This is a genomic window from Rhizobium sp. RM, from assembly GCF_013390595.1.
GTDB lineage: Bacteria > Pseudomonadota > Alphaproteobacteria > Rhizobiales > Rhizobiaceae > Agrobacterium.
In genome coordinates this window covers 174,902-200,912 of sequence record NZ_JACAWV010000020.1, presented here as the reverse complement: position 1 = coordinate 200,912, position 26,011 = coordinate 174,902, and the positions used below count along the sequence as shown (strand labels likewise).

The window sequence follows — 26,011 nt, the reverse complement described above, 5'->3', positions numbered from 1 at the left end:
TGCTTGATGACCGTCATCCAACTGTCATCCGCCAAAGCTATGCCATCGACGATCAACGATGTCATTAAGAGGGCTCCCATGCGACATTTCCTAGCTCTACTCGCTACGACCACTTTCCTGGCCGGCGCGGCGCAAGCTGCCACCGTCTACCCGCTTGATCGGGCAACGATCCTCGCCGGTTCGCCTTTCGATTTCAAAGTGGAACTGAAAAACGTCGTCAAGCAGGATGACGTGAAGATCACCGTCAACGGTCAGGACTACAAAGCTGTCTTCGGTTCTGAAGCCCAATTCGTTGCTGACGAAAAAGGCAAGGAAGACAAGAGCTTGGGCTCAGCGGTTATCCTGCGCGATCTGAAGATTGCAAAGCCGGGCGCCTATGTAATTGAAGTCACGGCAGGCGACGAAAAGAAGTCAGTCACCTGGGACGTATACGGCACCTCGGCAACACCGAAAGCCAAGAACATCATCTTCATGGTTGGCGATGGTCTTTCCGTTGCACATCGCACGGCTGCCCGACTGATGTCGAAGGGCATGACTGAAGGCAAGGCAAGCGGCCGTCTGAACATGGACGAAATGGACCGGATGGCCTTTATCGGTACCTCCGCAACCAACGCTGTCGCGACTGACAGCGCAAACACAATGTCTGCCTACATGACCGGCCATAAAACTGCCGTCAACGCGATTGGCGTCTACGCCGACCGCACGCCTGACAGCTTTGACGATCCGAAGGTCGAAACGCTGGCCGAAGCAATTCGCCGCGAAACGAAGAAGTCGATCGGCGTCGTCACGACCTCCGAACTTCAGGACGCAACGCCTGCAGCCGTGGTTGCCCATACCCGCAAACGCGGCGACAAGCCTGAGATCACCGGCATGCTGCTCGACGTTAAGCCAGAAGTTGTTCTCGGTGGCGGTTCCGCCTACTTCCTGCCCAAGGAAACCGTTGGTTCCAAGCGCAAGGACGACAAGGATTATATCAAGCTGTTCCAGGAAGCTGGATATTCGCTGGCAACCACGAAGGGCGAACTCGCGACCGCTGCCGGCACCAATAGCGGCAAGATCCTTGGCCTCTTCCACACCGGCAACATGGATACGCTTCTCGATCGCAATTTCCTGAAAAAGGGCACCGTCGGCAAGTTCCCCGAGCAGCCCGGCCTGGTCGAAATGACTGAGACCGCGCTCAACGAACTCTCCAAGAACCCTGAAGGTTTCTTCCTGATGGTCGAAGCCGCAAACATCGACAAGATGTCTCATCCGCTCGACTGGGACCGCGCGGTCGTTGAAACCATCGAGTTCGACAAGGCACTTGGCGTTGCGCGCGAATTCGCCTCCAAGAACCCGGACACACTGATCGTCTTCACCGGCGACCATACGCACGGCGTTTCCATCATCGGTACTGTTGATGACGAAAAGGAAGGCACCGAAATGCGTGAAAAGGTCGGCACCTACGACGACGCAGGCTTCCCGAACTACACGGATGCCGATGGCGACGGTTATCCGGACAAGATCGATGTCACCCGCCGCCTGTTCCTGAATGCCAATAACGGCCCGGATCACTATGAGACGTTCCGCCCGAAGCTTGACGGTCCTTTCGTTCCGGCGATCCAGAACGAGAAAAAGGAATATGTTGCGAACGAAGCCTATAAGGACGTTCCCGGCGCAGTCTTCGTTCAGGGCAATATCCCCAAGAGCGGCGACAGCGGCGTCCACGCTGTAGACGACATGGTTTTGCAATCGACCGGCCCCGGCTCCGATGGCTTCAAGGGCTACATGGAACAGAGCGACGTTTACCGCGTACTTGCAGACACATTTGCACTTGGCACGGTTGCGTCGAACTGACGTGATCTAAAATTATGCAATATTCCGGGCGGCACCTACGCCCGGAATTCCTGTTTCTAAAGCCTGAAGAGGTACAAGATGCCGCCCTTGCTCAGCCGCCGTCACATGCTGACACTGCTCGGTCTTTCGCCGGTCTTCGCTTCTCACAAAATGTCCATGGCCGCGGCCAATGCCGAGATCGGTTTCGGTGACCTCTACAGCAAGATAAGCGTACTTGGCCTCGAGTTTTCCGAAAAGTTGAAGGGACTTGTCGGCAAGCCCGTGACGATGGGTGGCTTCATGGCCCCACCATTGAAAGCTGAAGCCGCCTTTTTCGTTCTGACCGAGATCCCGATGTCGATTTGCCCGTTCTGCTCATCGGACTCCGACTGGCCGGACAATATCGTGGTCATCTATCTCGACGAAAAACAGACATTCGTGCAGCCGAGCACCCGTATCGAGGTCTCCGGAGTTTTGGAAATGGGGAGTTGGACTGACCCAGAAACCGGTTTCGTCAGCCGCCTGCGCATTCGTGACGCGAAATATTGGGTTGCCTGAACAGCATGCTTTCTCTCTCTCTTGAAAACCTGTCCGTTTCCTTTCCCGGCTTGAATGATCCGGTGCTTTTCATCGAAAAACTGGATCTGCCTGCCGGCTCCCGTGTGGCCGTAACCGGCCCGTCCGGTTCGGGTAAAAGCACACTGGTGAATATCATCAGTGGCCTGGAACGGGCGGACAATGGCGCCGTTGCCTGGTCGGGCACAGATATCACCCGTCTTTCAGAGAGCGGCCGCGACCGATGGCGAGCTGAAAATATTGGCCTCATCATGCAGGACTTTCACCTGTTCCCAGGGCTGTCTGCGCTCGACAATGTCCTCCTTCCGGCCCGGCTTTCGCGTGCATCGTCGTTAACTCTTGAAGAACGGGCCGCTGATCTGTTGTCGCGTGTCGGCATTAAACGCCACAACCAGAACATCGAGACAATGTCCCGGGGAGAAATGCAGCGTGTGGCGGTGGCCCGTGCACTTTTGCGTAAACCTGGCGTCGTCATTGCCGATGAACCGACCGCAAGTCTGGATCGCGAAAGCGGCGAGGCTGTCGGGCATCTTCTCCTCGAACTGGCAGCGACCGAGCAGAGTACATTGATCATCGTTTCGCATGACAGCCGCCTCACCGAGCGTCTTGATCGCCGCGTTACTCTGAATGCCGGTCGCCTCGGTCACGACGGCAAGGCGGAGATGGCAGCATGATCCGCTTCATTCTTGCTGACCTGCGCCGCCTCTGGCTCGGCGCACTGGTGGTCGTCCTTCTTGTCGCGCTGGCTGTTGCCCTTAGCGTGACAGTCACACTTCAAGAGCGGTCGCTGCGGCTTGGTAGCGCTCGCGCAGCCGACAAATTCGACCTTGTCGTCGGCGCGGCCGGCAGCGAAACACAACTCGTGCTGTCCTCGGTCTTTCTTCAGCCCTCTCCTCTTCCGCTGATGGAGGGAGAGGTATTGGCAAGGCTTGCAAACGATCCTCGTGTTGCCTGGGCGGCGCCAATTGGTTTCGGCGATTCCTTCAACGGTTTTCCGATTGTCGGCACGACAACTGCGCTCGTGGCAAACCTGTCCGCCGGGTTGCAGGAAGGCCGAGTTTTCATGACTGAAGGTCAGGCTGTGGTCGGCTCGGCTGTATCTCTTGCCCTTGGCGCGGAAATCAAGCCTATGCATGGAGCGCCCGGTGAAGGCGGCCATACACATGGCGAACTTGCCTACACTGTCTCTGGTCGCCTGAAGCCGACCGGCACCGCATGGGACCGTGCTATCCTCGTGCCCATACAGGCCGTCTGGCACATTCACGGCCTTGGGCATGACGATGGAACCGAAGGAAAAGAAGTCGCGGCGACAGCCGGACAGGAAAAACCCCAATCGGAGCATGACCATGATCATGCCAGCGGCAGCGAAGCCAACCATGACCATGCATCCCACGACTATTCCGGTCACGGTCACTTTGCGAGCCCGAGCCAGGATCACGACCACGAAGCGCACGATCATTCCGCTCACGCGGACGCGCCGATCGTGGAGGACTGGGATCACGATGTACCCGGACTACCGGCAATCCTCGTCAAACCGAAAACCATTGCGGACGCATACAAGCTGCGGCAGGAATATCGAGGCGGCACGACTGTTGGTGTCTTCCCCGGCGAAGTGCTGACGCGGCTTTATGCGACACTGGGTGATGCAAGACTGGTCTTGTTTGCAGTGGCAACCGGCTCGCAAGTCCTGGTGGCTGCATCACTGCTGCTGGTCACCGTTCTGCATATCGGCCAGCGTCGCCGGCAGATCGGTGCTCTTCGCGCCTTCGGAGCCCCGCGCGCAGCGCTGTTCTCCATCGTCTGGCTGGAGTTGTTGTGCCTGATCGGCACCGGCGTCATTCTCGGTTTCCTGATGGGTTACGGGGCATCTATGGCGATAGCACATGTGCTTGCCGGCGAAAGCGGGATCGTCTTCCCCGTCACCTTCATAGGACAGGACGTATTACTTGCGGCCATCATCCTTGGCTTTGCGGCAATCCTCGCTGCCATTCCTGCGGCATTTGCCTACCGCCAGTCCCCTGCCGCTGCACTACGCGCCTAACGGCAACCTATCAGCCCAGTCTCGCACCGTTTTTTCAACGGTTGCGAGATGGTCCGCCGTGGAAAAGCCCGAGACCTTCTTGCGGGGCTTAAGATCATGATCTCCGTCTTCTAGCCAAAGAAAATCGATCTGACTGGAAAGCGGATAGGTACTAACCTCTTCACGTGTTCCGAACTCATCACGCGTCCCCTGACAGATCAAAGTCGGCGTTTTAAGGAACTCGAGATGCGCTGTCCTGAGGTTTTCGGGTTTGCCCGGAGGATGAAAGGGGTAACCCAGGCAAAGAAGGCCAGCGATCGCATGAGCATCATGGAGCTCATCGGCAATCATGCTGGCAACACGGCCGCCCATGGATTTACCTCCGATAATCAGGTGCCCGGTCGGTGCAAGATCGGCAATAGCGGCTTTAAACTCAGGATTAAGCGTGTCCGCCCGTGGTGGCGGTTTTCGACTGTCGGAACTTCGCCGCGCCGCCATATAACCAAACTCGAAACGGGCTACTCGAAAACCCGCATTGGCAAGGGCAACTGCCGCACCCGTCATTGACGCCGAATCCATCGGCGCTCCGGCTCCATGCGCAAGCAAAATTGTGAACCGGGCGTCGTTGGGGCCTTCAATCAAAAAGGATAGCGGCATGTGTCATCCGATTTGCGTCATCCCGTTCGAAACTAGATGGATTCTGTCTCGAATGAAACCGCGTCAGACAATGCCACCAGAACCGCCAACCACAGCTGGGCGCTTTGCCGAGACCCTGGCGCGATAGCCGCTTGCCCGATAGGTGGCAATAGGATCGATCGCGCCGCCCGCCAGTTGCCGCGCTCTTGCGAGAATAGGCTCCACGTCGCTGCGGTACGCCCGTTTCAGGGTGTCGGTCGCCATGAGGGCATCATTGTCGTTCTGGAAACCGTCGAGAGCCGACCGATCCACAAGTAGCGCTTGTGCATAGGCACGCCTTATCTCGTTGGCACTTGAGATCAGGCTTTCAATCGGATCGGTCACGTTATGCGACTGATCGATCATATGCGCCGGATGAAAGCCCTTCACCCCACGATGTTCGGCATCCACCAGTTCATTGAAAACGAGGAAGAGACGGTATGGCTCGATGGACCCCGCATCCAGATCGTCATCGCCATACTTGCTGTCGTTGAAATGGAAGCCACCAAGCTTGCCGAACTGGATGAGGCGGGCAACGATCATCTCGATATTGGTGTTCGGGGCGTGGTGTCCGAGGTCGACGAGGCAGAATGCCTTTTCTCCTAGGGTGTTGGCGATCAGATAGTTTGTGCCCCAGTCCTGCACAACGGTCGAATAAAACGCCGGTTCGTACATCTTGTGTTCGGAAAAGATGCGCCAGTCATCCGGCAACGCCTTGTAGATATCGGCCATTGCCGACAGATAGCGTTCAAAGCTTCTGGTAAAATTGCTTTGGCCGGGGAAGTTCGAACCATCGCCAACCCACACCGTCAGCGCTTTCGAGCCTATGGCGTTGCCGATTTCGATACATTCGATGTTGTGCTCTACCGCCTGAGCGCGCGTTGCAGCATCCGTGTGGCTAAGCGAGCCATATTTATAGGAGTGGGTCTGACCGGGTGCGTCGGAGAATGTATTTGAGTTCATCGCATCGAAGCCCAGACCCAGCGCATTCGCATGTGCCTTGAGTTTCTTCGGATCTTCCTTGTCCCACGGAATGTGAAGCGAAACATTCGGTGTCGCGCGGGTCAACTCGTTGATTACAGAGCAGTCATCAAGCTTGTCAAAAATCCCGCGCGGCTCACCCGTGCCCGGGAAACGCGCAAATCGCGTGCCTCCGGTGCCAACGCCCCAGGACGGAACGGAGACAAAAAACTCCGATACCTTCTTGGTGATCGTATCGATATCAATATTGCGACGTGCGAGCTGCGCACCAAGCGCGTCATAATCATTCTGCAATGCCGCAGAACGTTTGTCATTTTCAGCCGCAATGGTGTCAGCCGCAATCTTCGTCTCGGTCATCTTTTCCTCCCCGACGGAGGCGGCACTCCCACCGCCACCCGCCGCCTTTTCCCTATCGTGTGAAGCTCTGGGCATTACCGGCATCAACGTTGATGATGTTGCCGGTCGATTTTGCGGAGGCGTCTGACGCCAGGAAGTAGATTGCCTCGGCTATGTCCTCAGGGAAAACATTGAGCTTCAGCATCGAGCGCTTGCGGTAGTGTTCCTCAAGATCCGTCACTTCGATCTTCGAGGATGCGGCACGCTGCTCGCGCCATTCCCCGCTCCAGATTTTCGATCCACGAAGAACCGCGTCTGGATTGACCGTGTTCACCCGAATGCCTGCGTCTGCGCCCTCCAAAGCAAGGCACCGGGCAAGATGGATTTCCGCAGCCTTTGCAGTGCAATAGGCCGAAGCGTTGGGCGACGATGCAAGGCCGTTCTTGGATGCGACGAACACGACATTGCCACCAAGGTTTTGGCGACGGAACAAACGAAATGCTTCGCGCGACACGAGGAAATAACCGGTCGCAAGAATATCGATGTTCTTGTTCCACATCTCAAGCGTGGTGTCCTCGACCGGAGCAGAGGACGCAATACCAGCGTTTGAAACCAGAATGTCGATGCCGCCAAATTCAACACTTGCTTCCACAAATGCGGAAACGACGGCGTTTTCCTTGGTGACGTCAAGCTTGACTGTACGAACGGCATCGGAGCTGAAACGCTTTTCGAAGTCCCCTCTGGTGTTCTGCAACGCACCTTCATCAATATCCGCCAGCACCACGCAGGCACCTTCGCTTGCAAGACGCTCAGCCGTTGCCCGACCGATGCCACCCGCGCCGCCCGTGATGAAGGCAATGCGACCGGCCAGACTCTTGGGCTTGGGCATGCGCTGAAGCTTTGCTTCTTCCAGCAGCCAATATTCGATGTCGAAAGCTTCCTGTTCGGCAAGTCCCTGATAGTCAGACACAGTTGAAGCGCCACGCATGACATTGATAGCATTGACGTAGAACTCGCCGGCGATACGCGCGGTCGCCTTATCTTTGGCAAAGGAGAGCATGCCGACGCCAGGGATCAGGAAGATCACCGGATTTGGATCGCGCATCTTGGGGGAGTTTGCGTGTTTGCACGTCTCGTAATAACGAGTGTAATCGGCACGATACGCGTCCAAGGCCTTGTCTAGGCCCGCAACGAGTGCGTCGACATCAGGTTTGGACGTATCAAGATCAAGGATCAACGGGCGGATCTTGGTGCGCAGAAAATGGTCCGGGCACGATGTACCGAGTGCGCCTAGAGGTTTCAGGTCTTTCGAATTGACAAATTCAAGCACAGCATCCTGATCGTCAAAATCGGCGAGCTTGCGTTCCTCACGACCGATACGGCCACGGATTTCTGGCATCAGACGTGCAGCAATGGCGCGTCGTTCTTCAGCAGACAGGCTTTTTGCGACTGAGCCACCAAAGATGGTTTTGCCCTCTGTCTCACTCGCAAACCAATCGATCGCCTTGTTGATGATGGCAAGCGTCAGCTCGTAGCATTTCTTAGCGTCGTTATCCCAGGTGAACAGACCGTGGCTTTCAAGCACGACGCCCTTGGCCTTAGGGTTGGCCTTCACAAAGGCTTCGAGGTCAAGACCGAGCTGGAAGCCTGGGCGGCGCCATGGCAGCCAACCAATTTCGTCACCGAATACCTTCTGGGTCAATTCCTTGGAATTCTTCGACGCAGCGATCGCGATGATCGCATCAGGATGCATGTGATCGACATGATCGTACGGCACGAAACCGTGCAAAGGCGTATCGATGGACGCGGCGCGGGGATTGAGATTGAACGTGCAGTGCGGCAGAAAGCCGACCATGCGGTCTTCGTCTTCGACGCCCTTGTAAATACCCTTCAAGGCTTCAAGCTTGTCGAGGTATAGCGTAGCAAAACCATCGAGCTTGATTGTACCGACGTCTCCGCCAGAGCCCTTCACCCACATGACACGCGCTTTTTCACCTGTCAGAGGATCGGTTTCGAGAACCTTTGCCGAGGTATTGCCACCGCCATAATTCGTGATGCGCTTGTCTGCACCCAGAAGATTGGAGCGATACAGCAGCTTGCCGGGCTCATCGAGCTTGGCGGCATGGGCATCATCCCAACGGTTTTCGAGAAGGCGGGATTTTCCCGTCATGCTTTCCTCCCAATGTCATCTTCATCGCGGAACCGACCCGGTCCGCCTCCTTCGAGCGTAGATATCGCGCATTCAAAAACGCAATGTCAATCACAAACGATCATAATTTTTCATTGTGCGTCGCACCATTGAATAATTTGATCGTTGTTGATTGACAACGTAAAGAGATTACGAATAATTGCGATCAGGAGGACCCAATGCACGAACGCGAACGCCATCGCATCATTTTGAGCGCCGTACAGGAGAAGCCTGTCGTGACGGTTCAGGATATTGCTGAACTGACGGACGCGTCGGAAGCGACGATCCGCAGGGATATTGCGTCTTTGCACGTTCAGGGAAAGTTGCGCCGAGTGCGTGGTGGTGCGGAAGCTGTACATCCGCCGCAGCTCGGCAATCTGGCGGCACGCCCTTTCCGGGTCTCCGAATCAGTCAACATCGACAAAAAACGCGCAATTGCGCGCAAAGCTGTCGATCTCTGCGATGACGGCGACGCAATCATTCTGAATGGCGGTACCACCACATTCCAGATGGTGCATTACATGGCTGCGCGCCGGCTACAGGTGATGACCAATTCTTTCGCCATTGCAGAACATTTGATCAAGCACTCCAAGTGCAATGTCAGTGTGCCTGGTGGCGCGATCTACCGCGATCAAAGCTTGATTTTGTCGCCATTCGACAATGATGCCATACGCAACTTCTATGCGCGACGAATTTTCCTGGGTGCGCAAGGCGTCGGCGCACTTGGCATCATGGAATCGGATGCGCTGGTGATCCAGAGCGAACAGAAGCTGATGCGGCAGGCAGAAGAACTGATCGTGATGGTCGACTCGTCGAAATTTCGCAAACGCTCGAGCCTCATCCTTTGCCCGCTGGAAAATGTCACGACCATCATCACCGATGAGGGAATTTCGGACGACGCAGCGCGGATGGTCGAGAATGCGGGCGTCACACTGGTGATTGCAGGAACGGTGGCTGGCGCGCAAACGCCGCAGCCGCCGGACGAAGAGGGTTCCGCCTCGGTCGCGTGAGGAGCACCGAGGGAGAGGAAAGTTTCAAACGGGAGGAAAAGGGAATGAAACTTACACGCAGAAAATTGGGTCATGCTCTGGCATTGGGTGTGGCACTTGGCACCCTGGGGCTGGGAAGCGTTGCCCAGGCGGCCGACGTCAAGATCGCGCTCGTCGTCAAGTCGCTCGGAAACGGTTTCTTCGAAGCCGCCAACAAGGGCGCACAAGAGGCCGCAAAGGACCTTGGTGGTGTTGAGATCATCTATACCGGTCCGACCAGCACGACTGCGGAAGGCCAGATCGAAGTCATCAATTCGCTCATTGCACAGGGCGTCGATGCGATCGCCATCTCCGCCAACGATCCGGACGCTGTTGTTCCAGCCCTGAAAAAGGCAGCCCAGCGCGGCATCAAGGTCATTTCCTGGGATTCGGGCGTTGCACCGGAAGGCCGTATCCTTCAGCTCAACCCGTCTTCCAACGCGCTGATCGGCAAAATGTGCCTGCAGCTTGCAGCGTCGCATCTGGAAGGCGGCAAGGGTGATTTTGCTATCTTGTCGGCAACCACCACCTCCACGAACCAGAATATCTGGATCGATGAGATGAAGAAGCAGTTGAAGGACTTCCCGGGCCTGAACCTGGTCACCACGGTTTATGGCGACGACCTCGCTGATAAGAGCTATCGCGAAGCCCAGGGCCTTCTCTCTTCGCAGCCGAATGTGAAAGTCATCGTTGCGCCGACCACGGTTGGTGTTTTGGCGGCCTCCCAGGCTGTTAAGGATGCAGGCAAAATCGGTCAGGTCTTCGTCACTGGTCTCGGCCTTCCGTCCGAAATGGCAGGCGCAATCAAGTCTGGTGCCACCAAGGAATTCGCCATCTGGAATCCGATCGATCTCGGTTACTCCGCGACACAGATCGCCTATCGCCTCGTGAAGGGCGAAACCGACGGCAAGCCGGGCTCGGAGATCGAGGCAGGCCGCATGGGCAAGATCAAAGTGGGTGAAAACAGCGAAGCGGCCATGGCCGACCCGTTCATCTACGACGCCAAGAACATCGATCAGTTCTCGAAGATTTTCTGATCTTTTGCCCAATGCCTCGTTGATCGGCATCAACGCGGCATGACACCCATACCCAACATTTGAAACCATCCTCGGGCGTCGCCCGGGGATACCTTCAGTGTGCGTCGCAATTCACGGGACCATCCAGGAATGGCTTTGCGCATGTTTTTGCTTCTTGCGCTTTAGCAGGCGCCCAGGTTCGCAATAATGACAATGGCTGCAGAAAAAATGAAAGAAGCGACAGTGCCTCAGCAATCCGCTGTCTCGCCTGTTCTCGAGATGCGTGGCATCAGCCAGGTTTTTCCAGGTGTGAAGGCGCTGGATGGCGTTAATGTTGCGCTTTACCCTGGCACCGTTACCGCGCTGATTGGCGAGAACGGCGCGGGTAAATCCACCCTTGTGAAAATCCTGACCGGGATTTACAGGCCGAATGAAGGAGAAATCCTGCTTGACGGCAAGCCTGTCCATTTTCACAGCGCACAAGACGCAATTGATGCTGGCGTTACGGCCATTCATCAGGAAACAGTCCTTTTCGATGAACTGTCAGTCGGCGAGAACATCTTTCTTGGCCACGCACCCAAAAACCGCTTCGGTTTCATTGACTGGAAAACCATCAATGATCGTTCGCGCTCCCTCCTTGAGCGACTGGAAAGCCGGATTGATCCGACGATCCGCCTCAAAGACCTTTCCATTGCGCAAAGGCATCTTGTCGCAATCGCACGTGCGCTTTCAGTAGAGGCACGCATCGTCATCATGGATGAGCCAACCGCAGCTCTTTCCCGCAAGGAAATCGACGACCTCTTCCGCATCGTCCAGAATCTCAAAAAGCAGGGAAAAGCGATCCTGTTCATCAGCCACAAGTTCGATGAAGTCTACGAAATCGCAGAGAATTACGCCGTGTTCCGCGATGGCAAAATGGTTGGAGCAGGCGTGCTTGCCGACGCTCCGCAGGACGAAATCGTCCGGCTGATGGTTGGACGGGACGTTAAGGACGCCTTCCCGAAACAGGTGGTGAATATCGGCAGCACTGTGCTTTCCGTTCAAAAGTACTGCCATGACACAGAGTTTCGCGACATTTCCTTCGACTTGCGGAAAGGTGAAATTCTTGGGCTATACGGGTTGATCGGCGCGGGACGGTCCGAACTATGCCAATCCCTGTTCGGCATCACGCGACCCGCGTCCGGTACCATGACGCTTGATGGCCACCCACTTTCCATCCGCTCACCGGAAGATGCTATCCGAGCCGGTATCGTGTACGTGCCCGAAGAGCGTGGACGACACGGACTGGCGCTCGAAATGCCGATTTATCAGAACATGTCCCTGCCCTCACTCGCTCGGACATCGCGAAAAGGTTTTCTCGCTGCCGCCAACGAGTTTGCACTGGCCCGCAAATATGCGTCACGGCTCGATCTGCGCGCTGCAGCCCTCTCAGTGCCGGTGGGCACATTATCGGGCGGCAACCAGCAGAAAGTCGTCATTGGCAAATGGCTTGCTACGCAGCCGAAGGTCATCATTCTGGATGAACCGACAAAAGGCATCGATATCGGTTCCAAGGCCGCCGTTCACGGTTTCATCAGCGAGTTGGCCGCAGAAGGACTTTCCATCATCATGATTTCATCCGAACTGCCGGAAATTCTCGGCATGTCCGACCGAGCCATCGTCATGCGCGAGGGGCTTATGGCTGATGTCTTCGAACGTGCCGATTTCTCGCCGGAAAAGCTGGTGCGTGCCGCCACGGGCAACGCGTGAGAGGAACACCCATGCAACGTTTCTTCAAGAACCGCGAAATCCTTCTGGCGGGCATCATCATACTTATGATAGCCGGATTCTCGTTCCGTGCTCCCGGTTTTGAGCGCCCAGCCAATCTCGTCAACATCTTCAACGATACGTCGATCCTGATCATTCTGGCGCTCGGCCAAATGGCAGTTATTCTGACGAAATCGATCGATCTTTCCGTTGCAGCCAATCTTGCCTTCACGGGCATGGCTGTGGCGATGACAAACGCCGCCTTTCCCGGCGTTCCGCTCCCGCTTCTTGTCGCCATGGCAGTCGGGATCGGTGCCCTTCTCGGTTCGATCAACGGCATTCTCGTCTGGTGGCTTCGTATTCCGCCGATCGTCGTGACGCTGGGTACGCTGACCATTTATCGAGGCATGGCTTTCGTGCTTTCCGGCGGTGGCTGGGTTAACGCGCACCAGATGTCGCCAACGTTTCTCAACGTGCCCCGGACACCGATTCTCGGCCTGCCGGTGCTGTCGTGGGTGGCGATCATCATCATCGCTGGCGCGTGGCTCGTTTTGACGAGAACGTCTTTCGGTCGTTCAGCCTATGCATCCGGTGGCAATCCGGGCGCTGCCGTTTACGCCGGGATCGACGTCGGTCGCACACGCTTCCTCGCCTTTGTATTGTCCGGTGCACTTGCCGGGCTCGCCAGCTATCTCTGGGTTTCGCGTTATGCGGTGGCCTATGTCGATATCGCTGCCGGTCTTGAACTCGACAGCGTGGCAGCCAATGTGATCGGCGGCATTTCGATTGCTGGTGGCATTGGAACGGCAATTGGAGCAGTTCTCGGCGCACTTTTCCTTGGCGTCATCAAAAATGCTTTGCCGGTCATTGGAATTTCTCCATTCGCACAAATGGCAATCTCGGGCGTCGTCATCATTCTGGCGGTTGTGTTCAATGCTCGCGCCGAAGCCAAGAGAGGCCGTATCATCCTGCGCGACAGGGCAGCGGCAGATAATGGGAAGGAGGCCGTAGCATGAGCCTGATCGCACCGGAAACCAAAACAGCCGCGCGCGTCATTCCCGACAAACTCGGCACCCCCTTCAAACGCGTTATGGCAAGCTGGGAAGTGCTTTTGCTCGGCGTCGCGATCCTGATCTTTATCGCGAACTCGCTTGCTTCGCCTTACTTTCTCAATGCGTGGAACCTATCGGACGCAACCTTCAACTTCACCGAAAAGGCGCTGATCGCATTTGCGATGGCACTCCTGGTCATTGCGGGTGAAATCGACCTTTCCGTCGCAGCGATCATCGCGCTCGCCTCGACCGCCATGGGTTATGCGGTGCAGATGGGTGTGGCCACACCAGGGCTTGTCGCCATTGGGATCGGCGTTGGCGTGGCGTGTGGCGCATTCAACGGCTTTCTGGTTGCCGGATTGAAGCTGCCGTCCATTGTCGTCACCATCGGTACGATGAGCCTGTTTCGCGGCATTTCCTATGTGATGCTGGGCGATCAGGCTTACGGGAAATATCCGGCGGATTTCGCTTACTTCGGTCAGGGTTATGTCTTCTGGGTCTTCTCCTTCGAATTCCTGCTTTTCATTGTCATGGCGGTCATTTTCGCCATTCTGTTGCACGCCACGAATTTCGGCCGTCAGGTCTATGTCATTGGCAACAACCCTTTAGCCGCGCGCTTCTCCGGCATTCCGGTGGAGCGCATCAAGTTCGTCCTGTTCCTGTTGACGGGGTTTATGAGCGGGATTGCCGCCGTTTGCCTGACCTCGCGCCTTGGGTCCACGCGTCCATCCATCGCTCAAGGGTGGGAGCTGGAAGTGGTGACGATGGTCGTGCTGGGCGGCGTCTCCATTCTCGGCGGCTCCGGGACCATCGGTGGTGTTGTGATCGCTGCCTTCGTGATGGGCCTTGTTACCTTCGGTCTCGGCCTTCTCAACGTGCCGGGCATCGTCATGTCGATCTTCGTCGGCCTGCTCCTGATCATCACCATCGCCATTCCAATCGTTGTTCGCCGTCTCCGCGCCATGAGGTCCTGAACTGTGCCCGAGCTTGAAAAATACGCCTTCAAGATGAAGCTGTTTCCCGGCAAGGAAGCCGAGTATCAAAAGCGTCACGACGAAATTTGGCCGGAACTTGTAACGCTGCTGCATCAGGCAGGCGTCAGCGACTACTCCATACATCTCGATCGAGAAACCAACATTCTTTTTGGTGTTCTGAGCCGCCCGCAAAACCACGGCATGGCCTCTCTGCCCGATCATGCTGTGATGAAAAAATGGTGGGCGCATATGGCCGACATCATGGAAAGCAATCCCGATAACTCACCGGTCGCGACTGATCTTGTCACGGTGTTCCACCTGCCATGAGCGACAATCACTTCAAGCGCATTGCGGTGATCGACATCGGCAAGACCAATGCGAAGGTCGTTTTGCTGGATGGAGAAAGTGGAGCGGAGATTTCTGTTCGCAAGACACCCAACACCATCATCGCCGCACCGCCCTATCCGCATTATGATATCGATGCGCTTTGGACGTTCATTCAGGAGGCTCTTGCCGGTTTTGCAGCTTCACCCGGCTTCGATGCGATCTCGATCACAACACATGGCGCGAGTGCGGCTCTGCTGGACGAAAACGGCGAGCTTGCTCTTCCCATACTCGACTACGAGTATGAGTATCCACAAGCTATCCGCGAAACCTACGCCGGGCTTCGTCCCGACTTTTCAGAGACCTTTTCGCCGCCCCTGTCTGCTGGCCTCAATCTCGGTGCCCAATTACACTTCCAAAAATCGGGGTTTCCGGACGAATTCCGTCGTGTCGCGTCGATCCTCACATACCCGCAATACTGGGCCTTTCGGTTGACGGGCATCGTTTCAAATGAGGCGACGTCGCTTGGCTGCCATACGGATCTGTGGGCTCCGGAACTGGGTCAGTTTTCATCATTGGTCGACCGTCTCGATCTCCGAGAAAAGATGGCACCCGTCCACTCGGCCTTTGATGCACTTGGCCAGCTCAAGTCTGAGCTTTGCCATCAGCTTGGATTGCAACACCCGGTTCCCGTGTTTTGCGGAATTCACGATTCCAACGCATCGCTGTTGCCACACGTGCTATTCCGCGCCCCACCATTTGCAGTCGTTTCCACTGGTACGTGGGTGGTATGTTTTGCAACACCCGGCAATCTTGAGGGACTAACGCCCGAACGCGACAGCCTCGCCAATGTCAATGCCTTTGGCAAACCGACACCATCCGCCCGGTTTATGGGCGGTCGTGAATTCGAGGTCCTGACGCAGGGACTGACCGCACCGACAGAGGAAATCGATCAAGCTATCAGTTCAGTTCTCGAGAGATCGGTGATGATCTTGCCGAACGTGGTCGAGGGTTCGGGTCCCTTTCCGGGGCGCAGTAAAGAATGGATCGGCACACCCGCTTCGGATGCGGAGAAGATCGCCGCTGCGTCCCTTTATGTCGCGCTGATGACCGAGGTGTGTCTGGAACTCACCGGAGCAGAAGGACCGATTATCGTTGAGGGGCCTATGAGCGGGAACACGAACTATCTCAGGGCGCTAGCGTCAGCGACCAATCGCGATGTTCTCGTTCCAGAAGGTGGATCATTAAGCGGGACCGCTCTGGGTGCGGCCATGTTGACGGGTGCACGTCCAAGGGAAGCGCGAACGTTGTCTATTGCGCCTTCACTTCCGCTTACAAACTACAGGAATGCGTGGCGAAAGGCTGTTGAAATCGCCTGATTTCCAGCCTCTCGCCAGTTTTTCTCAAAAGGCCAGGATCAGAGCCGGCTAGCAACTGCTTCCCAATTTACGAGTATTTCCAGGAAATTTGCCAAATAGGCGGGTCGCCGATTGCGGAAGTCTATGTAGTAGCTGTGCTCCCAGATGTCGCAGCCAAGCAGGGCCGTCTGACCGAAGCACAATGGGTTCACTCCATTTTCGGTTTTCGTGACCTTAAGGGACCCGTCCTTGTCCTTGACGAGCCATGCCCAACCGGAACCGAATTGGCCAGTACCCGCGGCAGAAAACTCGTCGCGGAACTTTTCGACTGAGCCGAAGGACTGTTTAAGCGCCTGTTCCAGTTCGCCCGGCATTTTCTTGTTTTCGCCCGGCCCCATGATGTCCCAGAACAGAGCGTGGTTCCAATGTTGCGACACGTTGTTGAATATGCCGCTCTGGGCCGCGGCACCGGCCTGATACGTTCCGGTCACGATATCTTCGAGCGATTTCGTCTCCCACTCTGTACCCGCGATCAGTTTGTTGCTGTTGTCGACATAGGCCTTGTGATGAATGTCGTGATGGAACTCGATCGTTTCGCGCGACATTCCGAGAGAAGCGAGAGCATCGTGGGCGTAAGGGAGACCGGGGAGAGAGAAAGCCATTCCGTATCCTTTCTTGCAAGCGGGGACAACGTTGCCCCGCGGAACGGCCTAGCTTATAAAACCTCAACCATAGTTGAGGTCAAGACACGTGAAGAAAATAGATATCTACGCTCCGCTGACGGTAGGAGAACTGGCGCGGCGAAGCGGCGTCGCCGTATCAACCCTGCATTTCTATGAGACAAAAAAGCTGATCGCGTCAGTACGCACGTCGGGAAATCAGCGCCGTTACGCGCGCTACATGTTACGGCGAGTCGCCATCATAAAGGCCGCACAACGGGTCGGTATAGGATTGAGTGAGATACAGGAAACGCTGGCCGAACTACCGCTTGATGCAAGCCCTACCAAAAAACAATGGTCACATATGTCTTCGAGATGGCACGCTCATCTTGAGCGCCGTATTTCCGGACTGATTGCCTTGCGCGATCAACTCGATAGTTGCATTGGATGCGGGTGTCTCTCATTAACGGAATGTCCTCTCAGAAATCCTGATGACAAGCTTGCACTTGATGGCAACGGACCTGTCATCATGGCCGCAACAATTCAAAAAAACCTCGACGAAACATCATGATAACGATGATGCACGCGACGATTTTAATTCGCGGAACTGCCTTTTCCGCGATGGATATTTCCTGTCCCTCGCGACTGCTTATCTGAAAATCCGCCATTTTTGCTCTTTATGTTACCGATAACATGGCGTATTGGGAACGAAGGTCGCACGGCCCGTCCCTGGGAGTAGTCGGAAAGGTAAATGATGAAAGCCGTTGTCATTCATGCCGCGAAAGATCTTCGCGTTGAGGAGAAAGAAGTCGAAAGCCTTGGCCCCGGTCAGGTGGAAGTTGCGATCGAGGCTGGCGGCATTTGCGGTTCTGATCTGCACTATTACAATCACGGTGGCTTCGGCACCGTACGTGTCCGCGAGCCGATGATCCTTGGACACGAGGTTGCCGGCACGATCAAGGCACTCGGTGCAGGCGTATCCGGCCTCACCGTCGGTGACCGTGTAGCAGTCTCGCCAAGCCGCCCCTGCAATTCCTGCGAATACTGCCTTGCCGGCCAGCAGAACCATTGCCTCAACATGCGTTTTTATGGTTCGGCCATGCCGATGCCTCACATCCAGGGTGCATTCCGCCAGCGGCTTGTTGCCGAGGCCTGGCAGTGCCACAAAGTAGCCGAAGGGGTATCGATCAACGAAGCCGCGATGGCTGAACCTTTTGCGGTAACCTTGCACGCAGTCAACCGCGCTGGTGCGTTGCTTGGCAAACGTGTGCTGGTCACAGGTTGCGGCCCGATCGGTGCGCTGGCAATCATTGCAGCCCGTGCCCATGGTGCCCGTGAAGTCGTCGCAACGGACGTGATGGATGCCGTACTTGAGAAAGCACTGGAAATCGGTGCAGACCGCGTCATCAATGTCGCAACCAATCCTGAGGCGCTTGCTGCTTATTCCGCAAACAAGGGATACTTCGACGTCCAGTTCGAAGCATCTGGCAACGAGCGTGCCGTTCGCTCTGGTCTTGAAGTTCTGCGCCCACGCTCCACAGTCGTTCAGCTTGGCCTAGGCGGCGATGTTTCCATTCCGCAAAACATGGTCGTGGCAAAGGAAATCGAGATGAAAGGCACCTTCCGCTTCCACGAGGAGTTCGGCCTTGCGGTTGATCTCATCAATCAGGGCCGCGTGGACCTTAGCCCGTTGCTGACCAGCATCTATCCGATAGACGATGCGGTGACTGCCTTCGAAGCCGCCGGCGATCGCAGCAAATCGATGAAAGTACAGCTCGCATTCTAATGCACCGAGCAGATATGACAGCCGTTTTGCCTTCCTTGGTGAGACGGCTGTTCGCCATTCGAACAGCAGCTTAACATCAATTTCATTCTCTTTTCGCATCAAGTCAGTCTCAAAGCTTACAAGACAGCCCAAGTTCATTCCGATATCGTGTGAGGATTGAATTGCCGGAAGTCTCGATAGTGGTGAGGTATGACCTGATGCAAACCCGTGAATTCGTAGCCGCTGACGATATTCGCAGCCAGTTTTCCGCAGCGATGTCATCGATGTATCGAGACGAGGTTCCGGCTTACGGCACGCTCATGGCACTGGTCGCAAGGGTCAACAATGCGACGCTCGACGCCGAGCCGCAATTGAAAGAGCGCCTGGAGGCCACGGATTCGCTCGAGCGCATCTCGCAGGAGCGCCATGGTGCAATCCGCCTTGGGACAGCTGCCGAGCTTTCAATGATGCGTCGCGTCTTTGCTGTCATGGGCATGCACCCGGTCGGCTATTATGATCTGTCCACCGCTGGCGTTCCCGTCCACTCCACTGCATTCCGGCCGGTGAAAGACCGTCACCTGAAACGGAACCCGTTCCGCGTATTCACCTCGCTGCTGCGTCTGGATTTGATCGTGGACGAGGAGTTGCGCAAGGAAGCCGCGACTGTGCTTGCCGCGCGCAAGATCTTTACCGGCAAGGCGACTGCACTGGTGGAAAAGGCAGAACGCGATGGCGGTCTTGACGCTGCGGACGCCGCTCTCTTCGTGGCCGAAGTTCTTGAAACCTTCCGCTGGCACGACAAAGCCATTGTCGATGCCGGCATGTATAAGCGCCTGCACGACGCACATCGGTTGATCGCCGACGTTGTCTCGTTCAAAGGGCCGCATATCAATCATCTTACACCCCGGACGCTCGACATCGATGCTGTTCAGACGCTGATGCCCGCTGAAGGCATTGCGCCGAAAGCCGTGGTGGAAGGTCCTCCGACGCGAAAATGTCCTATCCTTCTACGCCAGACATCTTTCAAGGCACTCGAAGAACCCGTCGCATTCATTGGTGAAAAAGGTGTATGGCACGCCGGTTCGCATACGGCCCGTTTCGGTGAAATCGAGCAACGCGGCGTGGCGCTGACACCGAAGGGGCGCGCCCTCTACGACGCCCTGTTGAACGAAACCCGCGCCAAGGTGCGTCCTGCGGCAGACGGATCGAACTCCGCTGAGTATGAAGCAGCCCTTGCCGATGTCTTCACGGCATTTCCAGATGACTGGAACGGCATCCGAAAAGCCGGGCTTGGTTACTTCAGCTATTCGTTGACCCAAAAAGGCAAGGCGGCATCACAACCTGAACTCGACATCGAAACGGCCATCGCGCAAGGGCTGATCCAGTTCGATCCCATCGTCTATGAAGACTTTCTACCCGTAAGCGCGGCCGGTATTTTCCAGTCCAACCTTGGCGACGATGCAACACAGGAATTCACCGCGAGCCCAAATCAGGTGATGTTCGAGCGTGATCTCGGCGCATCTGTGATTGATGAGTTCGCGCACTATACGGCCATCGAAAAGGCCTCTCTCAACGATTGCCTCGGCGTCATAGAAATGCTGACCGCAGCGCAATAGTCCGTTACCTTGCGGCTGAAGCCGCCGAAGAAATTTGAAGACATGGAGAAAAGCAATGACGAAAACCGTTGATGTTCGCAAGGAAACGGCAGCCCTGCTCGGGAAGCTTGGCGTTCAGGCCGATCTTTACACCGGCGGCGACATGCCATCCTATTCCCCGGTCACAGGCGAGACGATCGCCGAACTCAAGACGGTCTCGGCCAATGAAGTTGGCGCGATCGTCGAAAAGGCCGACGCAGCTTTCAAGATCTGGCGCAACGTTCCTGCTCCACGTCGCGGCGAACTGATCCGTCTTCTGGGCGAAGAGTTGCGCGCCAATAAAACCGAACTCGGCCGACTGGTATCGATTGAAGCCGGTAAAATCCCCTCAGAGGGCCTCGGTGAAGTTCAGGAAATGATCGACATCTGCGATTTCGCCGTCGGCCTGTCGCGCCAGCTTTACGGTCTGACCATTGCAACCGAGCGTCCGGGCCACCGAATGATGGAGACCTGGCACCCACTTGGCATCGTTGGCGTCATTTCCGCTTTCAATTTCCCCGTCGCCGTCTGGTCCTGGAATGCGGCACTCGCCATTGTCTGCGGCAATCCGGTGGTCTGGAAGCCTTCGGAAAAAACCCCGCTGACGGCACTTGCCGTTCAGGGGATTTTCGAACGCGCCGCTGCACGCTTCGGCGACGCGCCTGCCGGCTTGTCTCAGCTTCTGATCGGCGATCGCACTGTTGGCGAAGCCCTCGTTGATAATCCGAAGGTACCGCTGGTTTCCGCTACGGGCTCGACCCGTATGGGTCGCGACGTCGGTCCGCGTCTGGCAAAGCGCTTTGCCCGCGGCATTCTCGAACTCGGCGGTAACAATGGCGGCATCGTTTGCCCATCGGCCGACCTCGACATGGCTTTGCGCGCTATCGCATTTGGTGCCATGGGTACCGCCGGTCAACGCTGCACAACGCTGCGCCGCCTCTTCGTGCATGACAGCGTCTACGATCAGCTCGTACCGCGTTTGAAGAAGGCTTACGCATCCGTTTCTGTCGGCAATCCACTTGAGACCTCTTCTTTGGTCGGCCCGCTGGTCGACAAGGCTGCTTTCGATGGCATGCAGAAAGCTCTGGGAGAGGCAAAATCACATGGCGGCGCTGTGCATGGCGGCGATCGTGTCGATACGGGCGCGCCTAACGCTTATTACGTCAAGCCTGCGCTCGTCGAAATGCCGAAGCAGGATGGGCCGGTTCTGGAAGAAACCTTCGCCCCGATCCTTTACGTCATGAAATACAGCGATTTCGATCAGGCAATCGACGCGCACAATGCGGTCGCTGCCGGTCTCTCGTCCTCGATCTTCACGCGTGACATGCAGGAATCGGAACGGTTCCTGTCGTCGGAAGGGTCAGATTGCGGCATCGCCAATGTCAACATCGGCACTTCGGGCGCCGAAATCGGCGGTGCCTTCGGTGGCGAAAAAGAAACGGGCGGCGGGCGCGAATCCGGATCGGATGCGTGGAAAGCCTATATGCGCCGTGCTACCAACACCGTGAACTATTCGAAAGCACTGCCGCTGGCGCAGGGCGTTTCCTTCGACATCGAATAACAGGGGCGAGAAATCATGGACGGCAGCGCAACGAAGGCGTTCAAAACCGCTGAACGCATTTCTCGCATCGATGTTTCACCCATCGCGCAGATCAGCGCGCGGGCGCGCGCCATGAAGCAGGAAGGTAAACCCGTCATCGTTCTGGGTGCGGGCGAACCTGACTTCGACACTCCCGATCACATCAAACACGCTGCATGGGGAGCCATGCAGCGTGGTGAAACGAAATACACAGCCACAGAGGGAACACTGGAGCTGCGCAAGGCCATCCGCGACAAGTTCCAGCGCGAAAACCAGCTGGACTATGCGCTTGACGAGATCATCGTTTCGACCGGCGCAAAACAGATACTCTTCAATGCCCTGACAGCCACGGTTGACCCCGGCGACGAGGTCATCATTCCCACCCCTTATTGGGTGACCTATTCCGATATTGTCGTGATGTGTGGCGGCAAGCCCGTGCTGGTTCCGTGCGCGGCCGAAAATGGCTTCCGCATGACGTCGCAACAATTGGAAGCAGCCATTACGCCGAAAACACGCTGGCTTATGCTGAATGCGCCATCCAATCCATCCGGTGCAAGCTATTCTGCAGAACAGTATCGCCCGCTGCTCGATGTGTTGCTGCGGCATCCGCATGTCATGCTGATCGCCGACGATATGTATGAGCATATTGTCTATGACGGCTTTCAGTTCGTAACCCCTGCCCAGGTGGAACCGCGGCTGAAGGAGCGGACATTGACTGTCAACGGCGTCTCGAAAGCCTATGCCATGACCGGCTGGCGCATCGGTTATGCCGGTGGCACGAAAGCGCTCATCAAGGCAATGTCGGTGGTACAGAGCCAGTCGACCTCCGGCGCCTGCTCCGTTTCGCAGGCTGCGGCCGTAGCAGCGCTGAATGGCCCGCAAGATTTCCTGAAGGACAGAGCTGCAAGTTTTCAACGCCGGCGTGATCTTGTCGTCTCTGGGCTGAACGAGATCGAGGGTATCGATTGCCGTGTGCCGGACGGTGCATTCTATACATTCTCGAGCTGCGCCGGTCTGTTGGGTAAAAAGACTCCGGACGGAAAAGTGATCGAGACCGATACCGATCTTTGCGCCTATTTCCTCGACCACGCCAATGTCGCCGTCGTACCCGGTGCTGCATTCGGCCTGTCGCCCTTCTTCCGGATTTCCTATGCCACATCTGAACCGGAATTGGTCGAGGCGCTTCAACGCCTCGCGAAGGCCTGCGCAGACCTGAAGTAAGGTTCGACACGGCCTTATCAAACCATTTTACGGCAAGACCATCTCTGGCCCCTCTTGGCGGCCGGTTGAAACGCCCTGCCCTGCCGCTCACTGTTCTCAGCGACCGACAGGGCAGCGTTCTGCTGTATTTCTCTCCCCAATTCTCCCTGCTTCCAAAAGTCTGCGGCGCGCGCCGTCAACGGGACATGCTGCGCGCAGCTTTCTGCCTCTAAAACTCGTGAGCGATTTTAGCTTGAGCGTTTAAGGACGTTATCGCAGGCCGCCGTTCCCTGCGTAACAGATCCCATCGGGTATCCACATTTTATTTCCTCGTTATATTGACCTACTCAAAATAAGAAGTATGTTGCCCGCCATGGACCAAACAACGCACCACCACGCCCACGACCATCAATGGCCGCAGGTTCTGAGAGCCAAAGGATTGCGCGCGACATCGCAGCGCATCGCAGTTCTCGACTACCTGCATCACCATCCGCACGCGGATGCAGAAACCATTTTTCAGGCCGTGCGCGCTCCCTTGCCGACGATTTCTGTACAGGCCGTTCATCTGATCGTGCAGGATCTCTCGGCGATCGGCCTCATCCGCCGGATCAACCTGCCGGACTCGGCGAGTGCCAGATACGAAACCCGCATTGAGGACAATCATCATCACGTCCAATGCATTCAGTGCGGACGTATCGAGGATGTCGACTGCGTTGTCGGCCACGCCCCCTGCCTGGAACCCTCCGACACGCACGGCATGCGTATCATCGAGGCCAGCATCGTATTTCGTGGCATCTGCCGCGATTGTGACCCCATTATTGAAGAGAGGAAGCTCAAGCCATGACAGACGAAGCAAAGTGTCCATACTCAGGGGCCGCAACCGGAAAACCAGCACGCGGCGTGCAAAACCAGGACTGGTGGCCCAACCAGCTTCGCGTCGACCTGCTGAACCAGCATTCGGCCAAATCTGACCCATTGGGACAGACCTTCAATTATCGCGAAGAATTCGCAAAGCTTGACTACGAAGCGCTGAAGAATGATCTGCGCAAATTGATGACGGACTCGCAGGACTGGTGGCCGGCCGACTTCGGTCATTACGGCCCGCAATTTGTTCGCATGTCCTGGCATGCAGCCGGCACCTATCGCCTGAGCGACGGTCGCGGTGGCGGTGGTCGTGGTCAGCAGCGTTTTGCACCGCTCAACAGCTGGCCTGATAACGTGAACATCGACAAGTCACGCCGTTTGCTGTGGCCGATCAAGCAGAAGTATGGCCAGCAGATCTCTTGGGCCGACCTGCTGATCCTGACGGGTAATGTCGCACTGGAAACCATGGGCTTTCGCACATTCGGCTTCGCCGCCGGTCGTGAAGACACTTGGGAACCGGACCAGGACGTCAACTGGGGTTCGGAAACCTCCTGGCTGAAACACCGACCACTGGATAGCTTCGACAAATCCCTCGGCGCGACGGAAATGGGCCTCATCTACGTCAACCCGGAAGGCCCGAACGCGAACGGCGATCCAATCTCCGCTGCGGCATTCATTCGCGAAACCTTCAAGCGCATGGCAATGAACGACGAGGAAACCGTCGCGCTGATCGCTGGCGGTCATACTTTCGGCAAGACCCATGGCGCTTCGGCAGAATCGCACAAGGGTCCCGATCCGGAAGCTTCGCCGCTTGAGGCTCAGGGCCTCGGCTGGGCCAGCAACTTCGGCACGGGCCATGGTGCTGATGCGATCGGCAGCGGCCTCGAAGTGACGTGGACGCAGACGCCCGCTCAATGGAGCAACTTCTTCTTCGAAAACCTGTTTAAATATGAGTGGGTACAGACCCGCAGCCCCGGTGGTGCGATCCAGTGGGAAGCCAAGGACGCGGAAGACATTATTCCGAACGCCCACGACCCGTCGAAGAAGCACAAGCCGACCATGCTGACCACCGATCTGTCGCTGCGTCTCGACCCGGCATACGAAAAGATTTCGCGCCGCTTCCTCGAAAACCCGCAGGCTTTCGCCGAAGCCTTTGCACGCGCATGGTTCAAGCTCACGCACCGTGATCTTGGTCCTCGCGCGCGTTATCTCGGACCGGAAGTTCCGAAGGAAGAACTGATCTGGCAGGACCCGGTACCGGCCGCAGACCACCCGCTGGTCAATGCTGACGATATTGCAGCGCTGAAAGCCAAGATTCTGGAATCCGGACTGACCGTTTCTGAACTCGTCGGGACGGCCTGGGCCTCTGCCTCGACCTTCCGCGGTGGCGACAAGCGCGGAGGTACAAACGGTGCACGTATTCGCCTTGCGCCGCAGAAGGACTGGGAGGGCAACAGGCCCGAGCAACTGGCTCGCGTCCTCGCTGTTTTGGAAGATATCCAGACCGCGTTCAATGAAGACGCGCGCGGCGGCAAGAAACTCTCGCTTGCCGACCTGATCGTGCTGGCAGGTAATACGGGCGTTGAAGAAGCGGCGAAGGCTGCAGGTCAAAACATCACGCTGCCATTCACCCCCGGCCGTACCGATGCGACGCAGGCGCAGACCGACGCCGAATCCTTCGCAGGGATGGAACCGGTGGCCGATGGTTTCCGTAACTACCAGCAGACCGCTTCCGTTCCTGCCGAGGTGTTGCTGATCGATCGCGCACAGAAGCTGACGCTGACTGCGCCCGAACTGACCGTTCTGATTGGCGGCCTTCGCGCAATCAACATCAACACCGATGGGTCGACCCATGGCGTATTCACCGAAACGCCGGGAGCGCTGACCAACGACTTCTTCGTGCATCTTCTGGATATGAGCACGCAATGGAAGTCAATTTCTGACGCCCAGGACGTTTTTGAGGGCACCGATCGCAAGACCGGCAAACTGAAATGGCTTGGCACACGCGTCGATCTCGTGTTCGGCTCAAACTCGATCCTGCGCGCTCTGGCAGAGGTCTATGCGAGCTCGGATGCAAAGCAGAAGTTCGTTGATGACTTTGCCGCGGCCTGGACGAAGGTCATGAACCTCGATCGCTTTGACCTGCAGCGCTAAGCAAGGCCAATAGCATCGCAAAAATAGCGAAAGGCGCTTGAAACACAGCGCCTTTTTGCACGTCAGT

At 56.6% G+C, this 26,011-nt stretch carries 22 protein-coding genes; 18 read left to right on the top strand and 4 right to left on the bottom strand.

Annotated features, from left to right (window positions below):
* Positions 1–78: 78 nt before the first annotated feature.
* The 4 genes from HWX89_RS16310 to HWX89_RS16295 all read left to right on the top strand — a co-directional run bounded on the left by HWX89_RS16310 (position 79) and on the right by HWX89_RS16295 (position 4,432).
* Positions 79–1,836 (top strand): alkaline phosphatase, encoded by a 1,758-nt coding sequence (locus HWX89_RS16310; protein ID WP_138791690.1) that lies wholly within the window; start codon positions 79–81, stop codon positions 1,834–1,836.
* A gap of 78 nt (positions 1,837–1,914) precedes the next feature.
* Positions 1,915–2,373 (top strand): hypothetical protein, encoded by a 459-nt coding sequence (locus tag HWX89_RS16305; protein ID WP_138791691.1) that lies wholly within the window; start codon positions 1,915–1,917, stop codon positions 2,371–2,373.
* Between the two features lie 5 nt (positions 2,374–2,378).
* Positions 2,379–3,065, top strand: a complete 687-nt coding sequence (locus HWX89_RS16300) for an ABC transporter ATP-binding protein (RefSeq protein ID WP_138791692.1) — start codon at positions 2,379–2,381, stop codon at positions 3,063–3,065.
* Positions 3,062–4,432, top strand: a complete 1,371-nt coding sequence (locus HWX89_RS16295) for an ABC transporter permease (protein WP_138791693.1) — start codon at positions 3,062–3,064, stop codon at positions 4,430–4,432. The genes HWX89_RS16300 and HWX89_RS16295 overlap by 4 nt, the downstream gene beginning before the upstream one ends.
* Here HWX89_RS16295 and HWX89_RS16290 read toward each other — a convergent pair.
* From HWX89_RS16290 to HWX89_RS16280, 3 genes are all read right to left on the bottom strand, one after another.
* Complete coding sequence (locus HWX89_RS16290) at positions 4,421–5,068, bottom strand: alpha/beta hydrolase family protein (protein WP_138791694.1); 648 nt, start codon at positions 5,066–5,068, stop codon at positions 4,421–4,423. The genes HWX89_RS16295 and HWX89_RS16290 overlap by 12 nt on opposite strands.
* 63 nt (positions 5,069–5,131) lie before the next feature.
* Positions 5,132–6,424 (bottom strand): L-rhamnose catabolism isomerase, encoded by a 1,293-nt coding sequence (gene rhaI / locus HWX89_RS16285; protein WP_138791695.1) that lies wholly within the window; start codon positions 6,422–6,424, stop codon positions 5,132–5,134.
* 52 nt (positions 6,425–6,476) lie between these two features.
* Entirely contained in the window at positions 6,477–8,573 is a 2,097-nt protein-coding gene (locus HWX89_RS16280; protein ID WP_138791696.1) for a bifunctional rhamnulose-1-phosphate aldolase/short-chain dehydrogenase, read from the bottom strand.
* Between the two features lie 197 nt (positions 8,574–8,770).
* Between HWX89_RS16280 and HWX89_RS16275 the strand changes: the two genes are divergently transcribed.
* The 7 genes from HWX89_RS16275 (at position 8,771) to HWX89_RS16245 (ending at position 16,110) form a co-directional block, all read left to right on the top strand.
* Positions 8,771–9,601: a DeoR/GlpR family DNA-binding transcription regulator gene (locus HWX89_RS16275; RefSeq protein ID WP_138791697.1), complete on the top strand. Its 831-nt coding sequence runs from the start codon at positions 8,771–8,773 to the stop codon at positions 9,599–9,601.
* 44 nt (positions 9,602–9,645) lie between these two features.
* Entirely contained in the window at positions 9,646–10,656 is a 1,011-nt protein-coding gene (rhaS, locus tag HWX89_RS16270) for a rhamnose ABC transporter substrate-binding protein (RefSeq protein ID WP_138791698.1), read from the top strand.
* Positions 10,657–10,863: 207 nt separating this feature from the next.
* Positions 10,864–12,384: a sugar ABC transporter ATP-binding protein gene (locus tag HWX89_RS16265; RefSeq protein ID WP_400969648.1), complete on the top strand. Its 1,521-nt coding sequence runs from the start codon at positions 10,864–10,866 to the stop codon at positions 12,382–12,384.
* Positions 12,385–12,395: 11 nt separating this feature from the next.
* Complete coding sequence (locus HWX89_RS16260) at positions 12,396–13,397, top strand: ABC transporter permease (RefSeq protein ID WP_138791700.1); 1,002 nt, start codon at positions 12,396–12,398, stop codon at positions 13,395–13,397.
* Positions 13,394–14,407, top strand: a complete 1,014-nt coding sequence (locus tag HWX89_RS16255; protein ID WP_138791701.1) for an ABC transporter permease — start codon at positions 13,394–13,396, stop codon at positions 14,405–14,407. The genes HWX89_RS16260 and HWX89_RS16255 overlap by 4 nt, the downstream gene beginning before the upstream one ends.
* Before the next feature lie 3 nt (positions 14,408–14,410).
* Positions 14,411–14,734: an L-rhamnose mutarotase gene (rhaM, locus tag HWX89_RS16250; protein WP_138791702.1), complete on the top strand. Its 324-nt coding sequence runs from the start codon at positions 14,411–14,413 to the stop codon at positions 14,732–14,734.
* Entirely contained in the window at positions 14,731–16,110 is a 1,380-nt protein-coding gene (locus tag HWX89_RS16245; protein ID WP_138791703.1) for an FGGY-family carbohydrate kinase, read from the top strand. The genes rhaM and HWX89_RS16245 overlap by 4 nt, the downstream gene beginning before the upstream one ends.
* A gap of 38 nt (positions 16,111–16,148) precedes the next feature.
* Here the strand turns inward: HWX89_RS16245 and HWX89_RS16240 are convergent, their stop codons facing one another.
* Positions 16,149–16,751 (bottom strand): superoxide dismutase, encoded by a 603-nt coding sequence (locus HWX89_RS16240; RefSeq protein ID WP_138791704.1) that lies wholly within the window; start codon positions 16,749–16,751, stop codon positions 16,149–16,151.
* An 88-nt stretch (positions 16,752–16,839) separates the two neighbouring features.
* Here HWX89_RS16240 and soxR point away from each other — a divergent pair, with 88 nt between their 5' ends.
* The 7 genes from soxR (at position 16,840) to katG (ending at position 25,944) form a co-directional block, all read left to right on the top strand.
* Positions 16,840–17,319 (top strand): redox-sensitive transcriptional activator SoxR, encoded by a 480-nt coding sequence (gene soxR / locus HWX89_RS16235; RefSeq protein ID WP_138791705.1) that lies wholly within the window; start codon positions 16,840–16,842, stop codon positions 17,317–17,319.
* 183 nt (positions 17,320–17,502) lie between these two features.
* Positions 17,503–18,534: an L-idonate 5-dehydrogenase gene (locus HWX89_RS16230; RefSeq protein ID WP_138791850.1), complete on the top strand. Its 1,032-nt coding sequence runs from the start codon at positions 17,503–17,505 to the stop codon at positions 18,532–18,534.
* Between the two features lie 197 nt (positions 18,535–18,731).
* A complete protein-coding gene (gene hglS, locus HWX89_RS16225) occupies positions 18,732–20,129 on the top strand; it encodes a 2-oxoadipate dioxygenase/decarboxylase HglS (RefSeq protein ID WP_138791706.1) in 1,398 nt (465 codons plus the stop codon).
* A gap of 55 nt (positions 20,130–20,184) precedes the next feature.
* A complete protein-coding gene (gene amaB / locus HWX89_RS16220; RefSeq protein ID WP_138791707.1) occupies positions 20,185–21,708 on the top strand; it encodes an L-piperidine-6-carboxylate dehydrogenase in 1,524 nt (507 codons plus the stop codon).
* A 15-nt stretch (positions 21,709–21,723) separates the two neighbouring features.
* Positions 21,724–22,947, top strand: coding sequence for a pyridoxal phosphate-dependent aminotransferase (locus tag HWX89_RS16215; RefSeq protein ID WP_138791708.1), 1,224 nt, complete (start codon positions 21,724–21,726; stop codon positions 22,945–22,947).
* Positions 22,948–23,299: 352 nt separating this feature from the next.
* Positions 23,300–23,770, top strand: a complete 471-nt coding sequence (locus tag HWX89_RS16210) for a Fur family transcriptional regulator (RefSeq protein ID WP_138791709.1) — start codon at positions 23,300–23,302, stop codon at positions 23,768–23,770.
* Entirely contained in the window at positions 23,767–25,944 is a 2,178-nt protein-coding gene (gene katG / locus HWX89_RS16205; RefSeq protein WP_138791710.1) for a catalase/peroxidase HPI, read from the top strand. The genes HWX89_RS16210 and katG overlap by 4 nt, the downstream gene beginning before the upstream one ends.
* Positions 25,945–26,011: the final 67 nt, after the last annotated feature.

Bases quoted from the DNA above. Each gene is read 5' to 3' on its own strand.
- HWX89_RS16290 (WP_138791694.1), bottom strand. From the start codon at position 5,068: ATGCCGCTATCCTTTTTGATTGAAGGCCCCAACGACGCCCGGTTCACA.
- HWX89_RS16210 (WP_138791709.1), top strand. From the start codon at position 23,300: ATGGACCAAACAACGCACCACCACGCCCACGACCATCAATGGCCGCAG.
- HWX89_RS16310 (WP_138791690.1), top strand. From the start codon at position 79: ATGCGACATTTCCTAGCTCTACTCGCTACGACCACTTTCCTGGCCGGC.
- HWX89_RS16265 (WP_400969648.1), top strand. From the start codon at position 10,864: ATGAAAGAAGCGACAGTGCCTCAGCAATCCGCTGTCTCGCCTGTTCTC.
- katG (WP_138791710.1), top strand. From the start codon at position 23,767: ATGACAGACGAAGCAAAGTGTCCATACTCAGGGGCCGCAACCGGAAAA.
- HWX89_RS16260 (WP_138791700.1), top strand. From the start codon at position 12,396: ATGCAACGTTTCTTCAAGAACCGCGAAATCCTTCTGGCGGGCATCATC.
- rhaS (WP_138791698.1), top strand. From the start codon at position 9,646: ATGAAACTTACACGCAGAAAATTGGGTCATGCTCTGGCATTGGGTGTG.
- HWX89_RS16295 (WP_138791693.1), top strand. From the start codon at position 3,062: ATGATCCGCTTCATTCTTGCTGACCTGCGCCGCCTCTGGCTCGGCGCA.
- HWX89_RS16215 (WP_138791708.1), top strand. From the start codon at position 21,724: ATGGACGGCAGCGCAACGAAGGCGTTCAAAACCGCTGAACGCATTTCT.
- HWX89_RS16275 (WP_138791697.1), top strand. From the start codon at position 8,771: ATGCACGAACGCGAACGCCATCGCATCATTTTGAGCGCCGTACAGGAG.
- hglS (WP_138791706.1), top strand. From the start codon at position 18,732: ATGCAAACCCGTGAATTCGTAGCCGCTGACGATATTCGCAGCCAGTTT.
- HWX89_RS16255 (WP_138791701.1), top strand. From the start codon at position 13,394: ATGAGCCTGATCGCACCGGAAACCAAAACAGCCGCGCGCGTCATTCCC.
- amaB (WP_138791707.1), top strand. From the start codon at position 20,185: ATGACGAAAACCGTTGATGTTCGCAAGGAAACGGCAGCCCTGCTCGGG.
- HWX89_RS16280 (WP_138791696.1), bottom strand. From the start codon at position 8,573: ATGACGGGAAAATCCCGCCTTCTCGAAAACCGTTGGGATGATGCCCAT.
- HWX89_RS16245 (WP_138791703.1), top strand. From the start codon at position 14,731: ATGAGCGACAATCACTTCAAGCGCATTGCGGTGATCGACATCGGCAAG.
- HWX89_RS16240 (WP_138791704.1), bottom strand. From the start codon at position 16,751: ATGGCTTTCTCTCTCCCCGGTCTCCCTTACGCCCACGATGCTCTCGCT.
- HWX89_RS16305 (WP_138791691.1), top strand. From the start codon at position 1,915: ATGCCGCCCTTGCTCAGCCGCCGTCACATGCTGACACTGCTCGGTCTT.
- HWX89_RS16300 (WP_138791692.1), top strand. From the start codon at position 2,379: ATGCTTTCTCTCTCTCTTGAAAACCTGTCCGTTTCCTTTCCCGGCTTG.
- rhaI (WP_138791695.1), bottom strand. From the start codon at position 6,424: ATGACCGAGACGAAGATTGCGGCTGACACCATTGCGGCTGAAAATGAC.
- HWX89_RS16230 (WP_138791850.1), top strand. From the start codon at position 17,503: ATGAAAGCCGTTGTCATTCATGCCGCGAAAGATCTTCGCGTTGAGGAG.